The sequence below is a fragment of the Hymenobacter telluris genome (genome assembly GCF_017313265.1).
Taxonomy (GTDB): Bacteria; Bacteroidota; Bacteroidia; order Cytophagales; family Hymenobacteraceae; genus Hymenobacter; species Hymenobacter telluris.
On record NZ_JAFLQZ010000005.1, the window covers coordinates 201,065 to 216,535 of the forward strand.

Annotated in this window: 11 protein-coding genes; 3 read left to right on the plus strand and 8 right to left on the minus strand. The window is 55.4% G+C overall.

The window, feature by feature from the left end; genetic code table 11:
• Positions 1–172: 172 nt before the first annotated feature.
• Entirely contained in the window at positions 173–922 is a 750-nt protein-coding gene (locus J0X19_RS10450) for an SDR family NAD(P)-dependent oxidoreductase (RefSeq protein WP_206984303.1), read from the plus strand.
• Positions 923–1,078: 156 nt separating this feature from the next.
• On the opposite strand, the gene J0X19_RS10455 is transcribed toward J0X19_RS10450, so the two are convergent.
• The 6 genes from J0X19_RS10455 to J0X19_RS10480 all read right to left on the minus strand — a co-directional run bounded on the left by J0X19_RS10455 (position 1,079) and on the right by J0X19_RS10480 (position 6,449).
• Positions 1,079–2,746, minus strand: a complete 1,668-nt coding sequence (locus J0X19_RS10455; RefSeq protein WP_206984304.1) for a M1 family metallopeptidase — start codon at positions 2,744–2,746, stop codon at positions 1,079–1,081.
• Between the two features lie 267 nt (positions 2,747–3,013).
• Positions 3,014–3,451 carry a hypothetical protein gene (locus J0X19_RS10460; protein ID WP_317194767.1) on the minus strand — a complete coding sequence of 146 codons (438 nt, stop codon included), beginning with the start codon at positions 3,449–3,451 and terminating at the stop codon, positions 3,014–3,016.
• 38 nt (positions 3,452–3,489) lie between these two features.
• Positions 3,490–4,185 (minus strand): carboxypeptidase-like regulatory domain-containing protein, encoded by a 696-nt coding sequence (locus tag J0X19_RS10465; RefSeq protein ID WP_206984305.1) that lies wholly within the window; start codon positions 4,183–4,185, stop codon positions 3,490–3,492.
• A gap of 72 nt (positions 4,186–4,257) precedes the next feature.
• Positions 4,258–4,707 (minus strand): hypothetical protein, encoded by a 450-nt coding sequence (locus J0X19_RS10470; RefSeq protein WP_206984306.1) that lies wholly within the window; start codon positions 4,705–4,707, stop codon positions 4,258–4,260.
• Between the two features lie 251 nt (positions 4,708–4,958).
• Positions 4,959–5,339 carry a hypothetical protein gene (locus J0X19_RS10475; RefSeq protein ID WP_206984307.1) on the minus strand — a complete coding sequence of 127 codons (381 nt, stop codon included), beginning with the start codon at positions 5,337–5,339 and terminating at the stop codon, positions 4,959–4,961.
• A gap of 408 nt (positions 5,340–5,747) precedes the next feature.
• Positions 5,748–6,449, minus strand: coding sequence for a Crp/Fnr family transcriptional regulator (locus J0X19_RS10480; protein WP_206984308.1), 702 nt, complete (start codon positions 6,447–6,449; stop codon positions 5,748–5,750).
• Positions 6,450–7,296: 847 nt separating this feature from the next.
• Here J0X19_RS10480 and J0X19_RS10485 point away from each other — a divergent pair.
• A complete protein-coding gene (locus tag J0X19_RS10485) occupies positions 7,297–9,975 on the plus strand; it encodes an MGH1-like glycoside hydrolase domain-containing protein (protein WP_242582425.1) in 2,679 nt (892 codons plus the stop codon).
• 163 nt (positions 9,976–10,138) lie between these two features.
• Positions 10,139–10,531, plus strand: coding sequence for a group III truncated hemoglobin (locus J0X19_RS10490; protein WP_206984310.1), 393 nt, complete (start codon positions 10,139–10,141; stop codon positions 10,529–10,531).
• A gap of 125 nt (positions 10,532–10,656) precedes the next feature.
• Here J0X19_RS10490 and odhB read toward each other — a convergent pair whose 3' ends face one another.
• Positions 10,657–12,324: a 2-oxoglutarate dehydrogenase complex dihydrolipoyllysine-residue succinyltransferase gene (odhB, locus tag J0X19_RS10495; RefSeq protein WP_206984311.1), complete on the minus strand. Its 1,668-nt coding sequence runs from the start codon at positions 12,322–12,324 to the stop codon at positions 10,657–10,659.
• A 122-nt stretch (positions 12,325–12,446) separates the two neighbouring features.
• Complete coding sequence (locus tag J0X19_RS10500; protein WP_206984312.1) at positions 12,447–15,293, minus strand: 2-oxoglutarate dehydrogenase E1 component; 2,847 nt, start codon at positions 15,291–15,293, stop codon at positions 12,447–12,449.
• Between the last annotated feature and the right edge of the window lie 178 nt (positions 15,294–15,471).

Below are 15,471 nucleotides of genomic sequence, written 5' to 3' on the forward strand. Positions count from 1 at the left end.
ACGTACAACAGCTGTCAGCAACATCCTGCATCGTTTGCCGAAGAAAGCCGACCTGATCAGCGGCCGACTTCGGATAGACTGTAAAAAGCACTCATAAGTTATCGGCCGGCGGCAGCTAAGCCCGCAGGCCACCACACTCTCAGATCAACTCCTCCGCACGGAGGATACCCATATGAAAAAACTAGAAGGAAAAGTTGCTGTCATCACGGGTGGAAACAGCGGTATTGGCCTGGCCACGGCTAAGCGGTTTGTGGAAGAGGGCGCCTACGTATTCATCACCGGCCGGCGGCAGCAGGAACTGGACGCCGCCGTGCAGCAGATTGGCCGCAACGTAACCGGCGTGCAAGGCGACGTAGCCAACCTCGCCGACCTCGACCGGCTGTTTGCCACCGTACAAGCCGAGAAAGGCACCCTGGATATTGTGTTTGCCAACGCCGGCGGTGGCGAGTTGGTCCCCCTGGGCGCCATCACCGAAGAGCACTATGACAAAACGTTCAACAGCAACGTGAAGGGGCTGCTATTTACGGTGCAGAAAGCGTTGCCGCTGCTTAAGGATGGCAGCTCTATTATTCTGAATGCCTCCACCACTTCCATCAAAGGCAGTGAGGCCTTCAGCGTGTATAGTGCTACCAAGGCCGCAGTGCGCTCCTTCGCCCGCAACTGGACACTCGACTTGAAGCAGCGCAAGATTCGGGTGAATGCCCTTAGCCCCGGCCCTATTGCCACACCCGGCCTGGATGGTATCGGCAGCACACCCGAGGAGAAAGAGCAAATTAAAGCGCACCTCGTAAGCCTTATCCCCCTCGGCCGCCTCGGCGACCCCGACGAAGTGGCGAAAGTGGCCTCCTTCCTCGCCTCCGATGAAAGCAGCTTCATCACGGGCATCGAGTTGTTCGTGGATGGCGGCGCGGCCCAAATCTAAGCGCGGGGCTAGTGCCTTGCCGAGCAGCAACGTTGCAAACCAACTGACGACTCTCCCATAGAAAAGCGCCTCTTCCATAGCCGGAAGAGGCGCTTTTCTATGTTCAAAAAATAAAGTAGCTACCGACACGGCATACTCAACTCCCCATTTCACCTCCTACTCCACCAGCACGCCAATGTAGTAGTTCTGGGTGTCCACTTCCAGATTGTCTTTGGTGAGGCCGGACACGGTGAGCGGCTGGAAAGCGGTAGTGAGCGGCAGCGTTACGTACTCGCCGCCTTTCACCCGTAGCCGGATGGGCAAATCGAAGCCGGGCACGTTGGAAATCCAATGGGCTAATGCCTTCCCATCCTCGAAGCGCACTTCCAGCGTGGCGAGGGCCGTGTGGCGCAGGTATTGGTCGAAAACAGGCGTGAGGTTGTGGCCGATTTGCTGGCTGAGGTAACCCACAATCTGCTCGGTGGTGACGGTTTGGTGGTAGAACGTTTTGTTGAGGCCGCGCAGGATGTCGCGCCACTTGGCATCATCGGGCACGTAGGCGGTGCGCACCATGTTGAGCAGGTTGCTGCCCTTGTCGTACATGTCGCCGGAGCCTTCCTGGTTTACGCCGTAGGGCCCTATAATGGGGCCGGTGTTGCGGATGTTGCGCCGCTGCCCGTGGATGTACTCCTGCCCCGCCTGCTTGCCAAACTGGCTTTCCACAAACAGCGCCTCCGAGTAGCAGGTGAAGCTTTCGTGCACCCACATATCGGCAATGTCCTTGCTGGTGATGTTGTTACCGAACCACTCGTGGCCGCTTTCGTGGATGACAATGAAGTCCCACTTGCTGCCCCAGCCGGTGTTGGAGCGGTCCTGGCCGAGGTAGCCGTTCTGGTATTTGTTGCCGTACGCCACGGCGCTTTGGTGCTCCATGCCCAGGTGCGGCGCGTCCACCAGCTTGTAGCCGTCCTTGTAAAACGGATAGGGCCCGAACCAGCTTTCCATGCTCTTGAGCATGGGCGGCACGTTGGCAGCGAAATGCGTTTTGGCTTTCGCTAGGTTTTCGGGCAGCACCCAATAGTCGATGGTCAGCGGGCCCGCCTCCCCGGCGTAGGTGCCGCCGCTGAAGTGCTGGTAGTCGCCCACGTTCAGGGCCACATCGTAATTGTTGATGGGGTTGCTTACAAACCAGTCGAAGCGAGTATAGCCGCCTTTTACCGCTGTGGTTTTGCGCAGCCGCCCGTTCGACACGTCCTTGAGGCCTTTCGGCACTGCAATGCTGATGAGCATGCTGTCCACCTCATCGGCTTGGTGGTCTTTGGTGGGCCACCAGATGCTAGCGCCCACTCCCTGGCAAGCCGACGCTACCCACGGCTTGCCCGCCGCATCGTTGGTGAACACCAGCCCCCCATCCCAGGGCGCGTGCTTGGCTACTGTGGGCTGGCCCGAGTAAAACACCGTGAAGGCCGCTCTGCTGCCTTGCCGGATAGGCTGCGGAAACGTGACGAATACGGCATTGGCCTCCCGCGTAAACGGCACCGATTTGCCCTGGTACTCTACCTTGTCCACTTTCAGGTTGGCGAAAAGGTCGAATTGCAGTCGGGTGAAATCCTGGGTGGCGGTGAAACCGAAGAGGTTGGAGCCGCTAAGGGCTTTCCGGTCGATATCAAGCTTTACATCCAGATGGTAATAGTTAATATCGTAGCAGGTGCGCAGCGGCGTGAGGCTGCCCCGCAGCGAGTCGGCGCGGGAGAAGCCGGGTTTGGGCTGCAGGAGTTGGGCCGTAGCCCGCTGGCCGTAAGAAGCTCCCAGAAGCACAGCAAGCAGAAATAGAAGGCGCATCATAAACGAAAAGGCAAAGCGAAACCCAAAGATGAGACGAAGCATAGACTCTGACACACTCCTAACGTTGCGCTTTCACTAATTTACCTGCACAGGCTTCTGAAGATAACCCCTGGCACACTGTAGCCTTTGTTGTCTACCAAGGGTGGGCATAGCATAGGGCCCGGCAGCACACCTTACCCACCAGAAACCTATGCTAGCTCAAAAAACAAAAAGCTCCCTTTCCGTGCCGGAAAAGAAGCTTTTCTATTATAAGCTACTCTGAAACTGCTACCTCCCAAGCTGGCCTACCTGCTCCCGCAACACAGCGCGGGCAATACCGAGGTTGGTGCTTTGGGTGGCTACTACCAGATAAATAAAGCGGGAGCCATCGGGGGTGAGCTGTAGCAAGTGCAACTGGCTGGACAGCGTGATAAGAATATCGTCGAGATGTTCGTCGGTCAACTTCAGGGCAGTCATGGCCTTCTGCTTGAGCTTCACTACTTCCGCATTGAACGATGCAGCGGTACTGGGCTCAATGGCGGCGGTGGCATGAGCGGCCAGGCTAGCGCCCGACGTTACGTCTACCACTGCTACCGCCAACAGCTCAGGCAATTCGGCCAACACCTGCTGCACCACCTGGGCAGCCAGTGGATCGGGGGCAATAGGTTGAGTGGAGGACGGTTTAGGCTGACGCGACGCTTTTCTACGATACGATTTCGGTTTCACACAAGCTAGCTCTACTTAAATACTCTAACCCCTCGTGCCTAGAACTGCCACCAATGACGCTTCTGCTTTGCCTGCGGCAATAGGGTTACGGTGGTGGTAGTGCTGCCTTTCACGGTCAGTTCCTCGTCTTGGTAGCCACCATAGCCATATTTGAGGGTGCTGGTGCCAGCCGGAACGTGCATTACGTATTCGCCATCGGCATTCGTGGACACACCACGGCCGCTGCCTGGGTGCAATACGGTAGCGCCTACCAACGGAGCACCCTCTTCGTTGAGGATACGGCCACGGACAGAAATCATGCGCATAGAAGAGGCAGCAGTTGCGGCCGTAGCAGCTTCAGCCGACTCCAGAGCAGCCGGGGCAGCAGCAAGCGTTTCGGTAGGTACGCTTTCGGTTGGCACCCGCTCAGTTGGCATTTTGGTGCCCGCGAATACCATTGTGCACAACAAGGCCGTGGCGGCTACAATGGTGGTAGACCGACGACGGAAGCGCACGGGTTCAGCCCGGATGTATTGTACCTGCTTTTGTACCCAGGTTGGCGCCACTACTGCTTCGGCGGTGTGTAGTTCCTGCCAGCGGTTGAGGGTATCGTGCGCTTGGTCAGCATCCCGACCCAGGTATTTTTCCACTGCCTGTGCCGACGACCGGCTCAGGTCGCCATTCAAATAAGCATCCCGGTATACTGGCAACAGTTCGCCAGTTTGCGGATCGAAAGGAGAAGCCGTCAATTTCATACGCGTAAAGGATTTTGAGTGAGAAGGGAAGAAATAGTATGTATTACTTAGGAAGAAGTGTCTGAGACGGCCTTAGTCGGGTAGCTCACAGGAGCGAATCACGGAGCGGGCAATTCCCAGATTGGTGTCGCGGCAATCAACCACGGTGTAGAGAAAGCGCTGACCATCAGCAAGCAACCATAGCAAATGCAACTGGTTGCTGAGCGTAATCAGGATTTCCGATAGCTGCTCGTCGGCCGGGAGGCCAAGTGCCTGCATAGCACGGCGCTGCTGCCGAACTACCTCGGCGTTGAAATCCAGTACTTTCCCCACGTTGAATTCGCGGGAGGTGGTATAAGTAGCCAGGGCTTGTCCTGATTCTACATCTACCACGGCGGCGCCCAGCAGTTCGGGCAAACCAGTGATAACGCGTTGCAGCAGTTGCTCGGCTACAATGGCATCCGGCCCCGAACTTGTAGGTACTATTTTATTGACTGCGGGTCCCGTGAGGGTTTGTAGCCGCTGAAGAAAAGCTATTGGCATGACAGCCTATGATTTACGTGGGCACTCCGGGCACCCTACGATAGGCAACTACTTATATTCAACTCAGGCCGTGAGCTGAACCTTGATGCTCTGCACGTTGCCTCCACGCATAATAGATTGATGGATTACAACGTGCAGAGCGGCATCAGAGGCCTTCTTGCTTGCTGGATACACTAGAGGCAAGAAGCAGCCAGATGCTTTATAGAGGATTCACAATCAATACGTTGTAGCGTATAGTTTGCGCCAGATAGCTAGTTGAGCTGGCTGGCGTGGGTGCGCAGTACTTCGCGGGCAATGGCCAGGTTGGTATCGCGCGAATTCACGGCCAGATAGATAAACTTGGTACCGTTGTCGTTGAGCTTCAGCAAGTGAATCTGGTTGGACAGGGTGATGAGAATGTCCTGAATGGTTTCACCGGTTAGCTTGAGGGCCGCCATGGCCTTTTGCTTTTGCTTTACCACTTCGGTGTTGTAAGCGGCGGCGGTATCGGGATTAAGGGAAGGCGAGTTGGAGTGCGAAGCCAGGCTCATGCCCGAGTTGGCATCAACAACCGCAACTGCTACTAGGCTTGGCAAATCGTTAATAACGTCTTGCACTACTTTGCCTGCGGGGTTGCTCACTGAATAAGCCATGATACGGATACTTGTAAGAAAAAAGGAGGAGAACTAAAAAAAACCAGTAGGCAGCTAATTGTCGTATTTCCGGAAGCACGGTATCAGTCCACGCGTTGACTAATTATCCCGAGCAGCGCTTGCTAGTAATAAGACTATTGCGAGGTGTTCATTTTATAATACACGCCATTGAAGTAGCTTACCCTACTATACAAATGTCATTTATTACTTGGTATCACGAAATGATTGTAATCAGATTCAAAAATGATTGTAATCAAACTTTTCCCACGCTCAATGACTTGGGAATCATTATGAGAATTGTTTAGTGCAATTTTTTACCGTAATGATGCCTATAAAACAAAATAGAAGGCGCCGAAGCGAAAAATCTGCTTTGGAGCCTTCTATTTTAGCACTATTTCCATAATTACCTCAACCATGCATTTCAGATATTTTTTGCAGCTTTTCGAGGTTGAGTACAGTAATTCGGCTTCCTCTGGTTGCTACTAATCCTTCGTCGCGGAAGTCCGACAGCAGACGGCTGGCCGTTTCCTTGGCGGTGCCCATGAGGGCAGCTAGGTCTTCGCGCGAAATCGGGATGCTGAACGTTTCTGGAGTAGCTGGCTGAAAGAAATGATAGAGCTGCACCAGCGCCTCGGCCAGCCGTCCACGCACGGGCTTGTAAGCTACGTGCAGCATGTGCTTTTCGGCGTCGCCAAGAGCCGCCGATAACAAGTACATCAACGCGTGCGAGAACTGCGAGTTTTGGGCAATGATGCTGAAGAAATCGGAACGAGGTACCATGCACACAACACAGTCGGTGAGGGCAACCGCCGATGAGCAGTGGTTGCTGGTAGCCGTTAGCGCCTGAAACCCGAGCACGTCGCCTTCTTTGCGCAGCTTCACAATCTGCTCTTTCCCTTCGCTGTTCTGCTTGGATACTTTCACCTTCCCTTGGTTGATGCAGTAAAGCCCAGCAGGACTATTGCCTTCCTGATAAATCACCTGGCCCCGCTGATACTGCTGCGAAACCTTACTGCCGGAAATGTGCGCTATTTCACTGACTTGGCAGGTACCCAGCAAGGAATGCCGCAGATACGGGCAGTTCTGACAACTGGTCGGTGCTGACGACATGAGAGCCATATACCTTTTGTAATTAACCGAAGCAAGTGCCTCGTACTCAGTTCAAGTGCTAGTAAAGTGCTTTGAAGGAACGTATTGCGTTGCTATCTGTCTGCGCAGTGTGCGACGAACTGGCGTTGTTGCAGATGCTACAAAGTATTTATCAATCCATTCGCCTCCTCCCTGACACGCAAAAATACAAATTAATTTATTTAACCAGATTTTAATTAACAAGATTCAAAAGCCCTTACAAAACCCTAAATCCCCTTTAATTCCTTTACACGTGCTATACCGTTCCCATATTGAAATTAATTTTCTACAAATAAGACAAACACTAGCAAACTCACTTATTCGCGAAAACAAATGCATTTACTTAAGCCGGAGTTGCCCAGGTTAATACACGTTGCACCCAAACTGTAGGCCGTCTACTATGCTAGAGCGGTTTTAGAGGTAGGGGCGCGGCTTGCCCTCGTCCGTCGTCGAACGGAATCGGTGAAAAGGCGCCGGCGAAGGGGTGGGGCCAGCCCCACTCCTACCGCGTGCAACCTGTACCTGGCATAGCTAGCCAGAGAGCTAACGCCAACGCTCCATTCTTGCAGGTACAAGCAGCGTGTTTCAGACGGTTACCCTATTCTACTTGGCTAGTTGCTTCCGGGCGCTGGGTTTGCTCAACACCTTACCAACGAAACTCTGAACTGGTGAGTGGCACGCACTATAGTTTTGAAATTTGTGCTTGGTAGCGCCAGAACTTACCAGCGCCTCTTTTCGAGGTGAGCACCGTTACTTTCGTAGCATGCATGTTCCTTTCCATTTTTCCACTTGCTTCTTGCTTACGCTTGGCCTGCTCGGCGCCTGTCAGATGTCAAAACCATCCTCTTCTCCCACTACGGATACCACCCCAGCTACTACCACTCCCGTGTGGCAGTCAACTGCCTACTCGCTCTACCGGGACAGTATAGTGCAAGGCAAGCACACGGCACGGGCGGTATCACGCCACGAATTGACTTCTGATTACCAAAGTCCGGCCAACGAGTTCCAAAGCCCGCAGGTGAGTTTCAAGTTCAGTGTCAATGGCAAGGACAATGAAATGCCGCCTGGCCAAGACCACGTAGTTCTAGCCTTGCCGCAAGCCGATGGCGCCACCCAGGAAACGCCGGTTATTGTGTTTGGCAAACAGTACGTAGACCGCACTCCGGTGCCAGCCACTACTTACCTCTCTCCCAATACGCCTCTCAAAATCAGGCTGGATATGCGGCCGGTGCTGGCGGCGTTTCAGCAGCAGGGCTTCTATACCTTATATAATGGGCAGAAACTCTACAAAGATGATTTTAAGCAGGTGTTTGTGGCCGGCAATACCGCGCCGCTAAGCTGGGATTTCGACAACCTGATTAATAAGCCGCAACTAGAACTGAAAGACCCCAACGGCGACGGTATCTACGAAACGACGGTGGTGCTCCATGCGCATTCCGATGTAAAAACCACCGCCGGCCAGTGGAAGCAGACCTTCGATGTATCAGGGTTTCCGCACGTCACTTCCGACTACCCGCTGCTGGACGCGCTGTACAACCTGGCGCTGGAAGAAGCCAAGCGGGCCGTAGAGCCTGACGGCACGTTCCGGACCGGCCAAGAGTGGGCGGGCGTCTGGACCCGCGACATTAGCTACAGCATTATTTTGGCGCAGGCGCTTTTGCAGCCGGAAGCAGCCAAAACCAGCTTGCTACGCAAGGTTACACCCGAGGGCCGTATCGTGCAGGACACGGGCACCGGCGGCGCCTACCCTTGCTCCACCGACCGGATTGTGTGGGCTGTGGCCGCCTGGGAAATCTATAAGGTTACCGGCGACAACGACTGGCTACGCAAGGTGTACCCTATTGTCAAGCAGTCCATCGAAGACGACGAGCAAGTAGCCTATAACGCCGCTACTGGCTTGGTCCGGGGCGAGTCGTCGTTTCTGGACTGGCGCGAACAGACCTATCCGAAATGGATGCAGCCCGCGGACATCTACCAAAGCGAGGCGCTAGGAACTAATGCCGTTCATTTCCAGGGCAACGTGGTGCTGGCTGCAATGGCTGAGCAGCTAGGGCAGCCCACCGTAGCCCAGGAAGCTACCGAACGTGCCCAACGCATCAAGGCAGGCATCAACGACCAGCTGTGGCTGCCCGACAGAGGCTACTACGGCCAGTACCGCTACGGCCGCATGTTCCAGCAGATTTCGCCGAAGTCGGAAGCTTTGGGTGAGGCATTAGCAGTGCTGTTTGGAGTGGCTGATGCCGAGCGTGCCCGCACGGTGGTAGCCCGCACGCCGGTTATGGATTACGGCATTCCGTGCATCTACCCTCAGATTCCGGGCATTCCGCCGTACCACAACAACGCAGTGTGGCCCTTCGTGCAGAGCTATTGGGGGCTGGCGGCCGCTAAAGCAGGCAACGAAACGGCGTTTATGGAAAGCCTGGCAGCCGTGGCTCGGCCAGCGGCGTTGTTTCTGACCGACAAAGAAAACTTTGTAGCCAGCAACGGCGACTTTGCCGGTACGCAAGTGAACAGCAGCGTAATGCTCTGGAGCCTCTCGGGAGCATTGGCTCTCACCTACAAAGGCCTGTTCGGTATCGATTTTCAGGTTGACCGCCTTGCGTTTCGGCCCTTTGTGCCCCAAGCATTGCAAGGCCAGCGCAAGCTCACCGGGTTCAACTACCGCGGGGCCGTGCTGAACGTGGAAATGCACGGCTTCGGCAACACCATTCGCAGCATCACAATGGATGGGCAGCCGCTACCTGATGCCGCCGTGCCAGCTACCCTCACCGGCACGCATACTATCCGCATCGAGCTAAGCAACCAAGTGCCGGCTGCGGCTTCCCAAAACAAGGTGGCTCACCATGTGGCCCCCACGACGCCGACCGTCAGGTACTCTGCCGGCCGCTTAACCTGGGCGGCGGTGGAAGGCGCCAAGGCCTATCAGGTCCTGCGCAACGGTCAGTTTGCGGGCCGCACCACCGATACCCACTTCTCGATTCCTGCTACGGCCGGCTACACTGAATACCAGGTAATGGCCATTGATACGCAGGGCTTCGAAAGTTTTGCCAGTGAGCCACTCCCTATAGAAGTGGAAAAATTCAGCCGCAACTTCAAGTTGGAAGCTACTACCGGCAGGTCGGCCAGGCCATACAACGGCTATATGGGGCAGGGCTTCGTGGAAACCAGCACTACAATTAACAAAACCATTGCTGTCCGCGTGACCGTGCCTGCTACCGGCCTATATGCCGTGGACTTCCGCTACGCCAATGGCAACGGCCCAATCAATACCAGCAACAAGTGTGCAATTCGGACCCTGCGTAAAGGCCAGCAGTTTCTAGGTACGGTGGTCATGCCGCAGCGTGGTGTAGAGGAATGGTCGGATTGGGGCTTCACTAACCCAGTGCTGGTTCAGCTAGAAAAAGGCACTTACCCACTGACTCTCAGCCTCGAAGCCACCAATACCAACATGAATGGCGAGGTCAACCAAGCTATGCTCGACTATCTGCGGCTAACTAAGGTCCACTAAGGCTCCCCATAGATTTTAAACATTCCAATGACATAGTGCTTTGACAGTGCTAAAATGCAACTTCAATTGTATTGTAAAATTTCTATAATGAATTGTTAGCGAAACCACGGCAACCTGCGTAAATTCGCTACGTATCAGTTACCCCACTACACAACTACCGGCCATGAAGACGATACCTAGCTTACACGACATTCAAACCGAGGGAGATATCAAAACCCTAGTCGACACGCTTTGCCACAAGGCCACCAACGACACATTGTTGGGAGCCAGCTTTGGGGCCGCCGCTCGTATTCACTGGCCGCATTACCTGACCTCGCAGTACCGCTATTGGAGCAACACGCTGCTAGGGCAAGGCCCTGCGGAAGGCGGCGAACCGCTCCCTGAGCAGGTAGTAATGCCACGTAGTGGGGCACACATCGAGCACTGGCTGAACTTGTTTTCCTCGACCGTAGAAGAGCACTTCGCAGGCTCTAAAGCCGAGGAAGCTAAGAAAGTAGCTCACCAGATGGCTTCTAAAATCGGTCTTATCCGTTCCCGTGAGCTACCAGTGGACTAAACCACGGATGTAGCCGGATTAGAGAAATTCCTTAGGTATATAGAAACAAAAAGAGCTTGCCATCTGGCAAGCTCTTTTTGTTTTGTTGCATTGGCCTTGATAAAGCCACTCACAAAATCTGTGTTCTAAACCCCCAGCAACAACCGGGTTGGATCTTCCAACAGCTCTTTCACGCGCACCAAGAACGATACCGACTCGCGACCGTCGATGATACGGTGGTCGTAGCTCAGCGCCAGATACATCATTGGGCGAATTACCACTTGGCCGTTCTCGGCAATGGGGCGCTGCACGATATTGTGCATACCCAAGATGGCCGATTGTGGCGCGTTGATGATAGGCGTGCTCATCATGGAGCCGAATACCCCACCGTTGGTGATGGTAAATGTGCCGCCGGTCATCTGCTCGATGGTGAGCTTGTTGTCGCGGGCCAGGCCAGCAAGGCGCTGAATTTCCTTCTCGATACCATCAAACGATAGTTCCTCGGCATTGCGGATTACCGGTACCACCAAGCCTTTCGGAGCCGATACGGCAATGCTGATGTCGCAGAAGTCGTTGTATACGATGTCGGTGCCGTCAATTTGGGCATTCACGGCCGGCCACTCTTTCAGGGCTACGCATACGGCCTTAGTGAAGAACGACATGAAGCCAAGGCCCACACTGTGCTTTTCCTTGAACTTGTCTTTGAACTTGTTGCGCAGGTCCATGATGGGCTGCATGTTCACCTCATTGAAGGTGGTGAGCATGGCCGTCTCATTTTTCACCGACACCAAGCGGCGAGCTACCGTTTTGCGCAGGTTGCTCATCCGCTCACGGCGCACGTTGCGGTTGCCGCTGGCAGCAGGGGCCGCCTGTTGTGCAGGCGCTGCTTTAGCCGGAGCAGCGGCCGGAGCTGGAGCAGCCGGTTTAACCTGGGCATTCTGGGCATCTTCCTTGGTGATGCGACCATCACGGCCGGAGCCTTGCACCTCGTTCGGGTTGATACCTTTCTCTCCGAGAATTTTGCCAGCGGCCGGCGAAGGTGTACCGGTTGCGTAGCTCGTAGAAGCCGAAGCCGCGGGAGCTGCTGCCGGAGCATTCTGGGCCGGAGCAGGGGCGGAAGCGGCTGGTGCAGGCGCTGCCGAAGCACCGCTACCGCCTTCAATGCGCGCAATAGTAGCGCCAATGCCAATAGTTTCGCCTTCCTTGGCCGCGTGGCGCAAGGTGCCAGTGCCTTCAGCAGGCAGCTCAAACGTGGCTTTATCGGATTCTAGTTCGGCAATAATTTCGTCGCGCTGTACTTGCGCGCCGTCCTCTTTCAGCCACTTGGCTACCGTTACTTCCGTAATGGATTCGCCAACAGCCGGAATCTTCATTTCTACGGAAGCACCACCGCTGGCCGCCTCACCGGCAGCCGGGGCAGCGGCTGGCGTAGCCGTGTCGGCCGAGCCAGCCTGCGACCCACCGTAGCCGCTTTGGTTGCTGGCCTGTGGGTTTTCTTCCCCTTTCGAGATTGGGTCGGCGGCCGGAGCGGCGGCGGCCGGAGCAGCGGCGGCTGGAGCAGCACCGTTGGAGGCAGCACCATCCCCACCAATGTCGGCAATGACGGTACCGATACCGATGGTTTCGCCTTCCGCTACGCGGATTTTCAGTACACCGTCGGCCTCAGCGGGCAGCTCGAAAGTTGCCTTGTCGGACTCCAACTCGGCAATTACTTCGTCGCGCTTCACGGTGTCACCGTCGGCTTTCAGCCATTTGGCAATGGTTACTTCGGTGATGGATTCGCCAACGGCGGGGATTTTAATTTCTAGGCCCATAAGTGGGAGTTTTGAAGAGTTTCGGTGGGAATTATCAGCTGTTAGCCACTAGCTGTTGGCTATTAGCTCTTTCGTTAAACGAGGCTAACAGCCAACAGCTAGTGGCTAACAGCTCGAAAAAACTAGTCCTGTTTTTTGGCTATTTCGGCCGTTGCCTTGATGGTGTCGTCCGCCACAGCCTCCTTTGGCTTGTCGAATGCCTTGGCCACCAGCTCTTTCTGTTCCTTGATGTGCACCTTGTTGTAGCCGGTAGCCGGCGACGCCGACGGCTTGCGCGACACCACATCTTCCAGTTCACGGCGCATGAAGCGCAGCAGGTAGTTCCAGTAGCCCATGTTTTCGGGCTCTTCCTGAACCCAGTACACCTTGGCTTTCGGATACTTGGCCAGCTCGGCGTCCAGTTGCTTTTTCGGGAAGGGATGCAGCTGTTCCAGGCGCACAATGGCTACGTCTTTGCGCTCCGATTTTTGCTGTTCTTCCAGCAAATCGAAGTACACTTTGCCGGAGCACAGCAGCACCCGTTTCACTTTCTTGTCGTCGGCGTACACGTCGCCGAGTACCTCGCGGAACGAGCCGCTGGTAAACTCCTCGACCGGCGACACGCACAGCGGGTGGCGCAGCATCGACTTCGGCGACATCACAATCAGCGGCTTGCGGAACTCCCAGGTCAGCTGCCGGCGCAGGGCGTGGAAGAAGTTGGCCGGCGTGGTCATGTTGGCCACAATGATGTTGTTTTCGGCGGCCAGTTGCAGGAACCGCTCGGGGCGGGCGTTGGAGTGCTCGGGGCCCTGGCCTTCGTAGCCGTGGGGCAGCAGCATTACCACCCCGTTCATGCGCTGCCACTTGCTTTCCGACGACACCACGAACTGGTCAATCATCGTTTGGGCACCGTTGGCGAAGTCACCGAACTGCGCTTCCCATACCACCAAGGCCGTCGGGTTGGCCATGGCGTAGCCGAATTCAAAGCCCAACACGCCGTACTCGCTCAGCAGCGAGTTGTAGATGTTCAGCTTCTCCTGGCCTTCCCCAATGTAGTTCAGCGAGTTGTAAGGCGCCGAGGTTTCGGCATCGTGCAGAACGGCATGGCGGTGCGAGAACGTGCCGCGCTGCACATCTTGGCCACTAACGCGCACAATGTGCTTCTCGTCGAGCAACGAGCCATACGCCAGCAGTTCACCGGCGGCCCAGTTCAGCACGCGGGTTTCGAAGAACATTTTCTTGCGCTCCTCAATCAGTTTTTCAATCTGCTTGAGCGGGCGGAAGCCTTCGGGCAGCGTAGTCAGGGCCTTGCCTACTTTCACTACCACTTCTTCGCTGATACCCGTTTCCGGCGACTTCTCGAAGTCTTCGGTTTTGCTGCGGCGCAAGCTGCGCCACTCGTTTTCCAGCGTCTGGTAATTGTAAGGCAGCGGCTTCTGCTTCACCAAATCTAGGCGGGCTTGCAGCGTGTCGCGGAACTCCTTGTCCATCTGCTGCGCCAGCTCGGCGTCTACGTCGCCGCGCTGCACCAGCGTGGCGTTGTACACTTCGCGCGGGTTCTGGTGCTTGCTGATGAGGTTGTAGAGCGTAGGCTGGGTGAACTTCGGCTCGTCCGACTCGTTGTGGCCGTGGCGGCGGTAGCACACCATATCAATAAAGATATCGGTGTGGAACTGCTGCCGGTACTCGGTGGCAAGGCGCACGGCAAATACCACCGCCTCCGGGTCGTCGCCGTTGACGTGGATTACGGGCGCATCAATAATCTTGGCGAGGTCGGTGCTGTAGATAGAAGAACGCGCGTCCTCGAAATCGGTGGTGAAACCAACCTGGTTGTTGATAACAAAGTGGATAGTGCCGCCCGTCTTGTAGCCTTCCAGCTGCGACATCTGCGTCACTTCAAACCCAATGCCCTGGCCCGCCAACGCGGCGTCGCCGTGGATCAGGATGGGCAGCATTTTGTTGTAGTCGTTGGCGTAGCCGTGGTCGAGCTTTGCCCGCACGAAGCCTTCTACCACGGGGTTTACCGCCTCCAAGTGTGAGGGGTTGGGAGCCAGCTTCAGGTTTACGGTACGGCCGGCGGCATCCACCTGGCTGCTGTAGCCCATGTGGTACTTCACGTCGCCGTCGCCCATGGTCAGGTCCGGTACGGCAGTGCCCTCGAATTCCGAGAAGATCTGCTCGTAGGTTTTGCCCATGATGTTGGCCAGCACGTTCAGACGGCCGCGGTGGGCCATGCCAATTACCACTTCCTCTACGCCCAGCTCAGCACCGCGCTGAATGATGGCATCAAGTGCCGGAATAGTAGTTTCGCCACCTTCCAGTGAGAACCGCTTCTGCCCCAAAAATTTGGTGTGCAAGAAGTTCTCGAATACTACCGCCTCGTTCAGCTTGCTAAGGATGCGCTTTTTATACTCGATGCTCGGGTTGAAGCTCAACGAATCCTTCTCCACTTTCTCCCGGAACCAGTCGAGGATCTGGGGGTCGCGGATGTACATGTACTCGAAGCCGATGGTACGGGTGTACACTTTCTGCAACGCGGCTAGGATGTCGCGCAGCTTGGCGTTCGTACCCAGTCCTATTACCTCGCCGTTTTTGAACGGCGTGTCCAGGTCGGCGTCGCTGAGCCCGAAGTCACTGAGGCTAAGAAGGGCTTTCCGGTCTTTCCGCTCACGTACGGGGTTGGTTTTGGCTACCAAGTGGCCGCGGCTACGGAAAGCGTATATCAGGTTGCGCACCTGCGTTTCCTTGTCGGCCGATACCGTATCAACAGCCCGTATTTGGCCGGCGTCGTTGGTAGAAGCCGCTTGCGTCAGAACTCCTTCACCGGCAGCTTGGGGCACGTCGCCGTCCGGGTACTGCTGCGAGAAATCGAAGCCCTCGAAAAACTTGCGCCAGCCAAAGTCAACCGCTTCTGGGTCGTTCTTATAGGTCTGGTAGAGTTGGTCGATGTAGTCGCCGTGGGCATTGGCGATGTAAGAGTATGCATCCATGCGGTGGGAGCTTGTAGGTCGATGGCAAAGGTAAGCAGTCTGATTACAAGGCAAAAACCTGTATTCGCATGCACGAATACACCTCACAATCAATTAAGTACTACATACCAACCGTCATTGCAATAGTAAAAGAGGATTCCAATCTATTCAAAATAAAATAGAAAGCCTCCCCTTATAA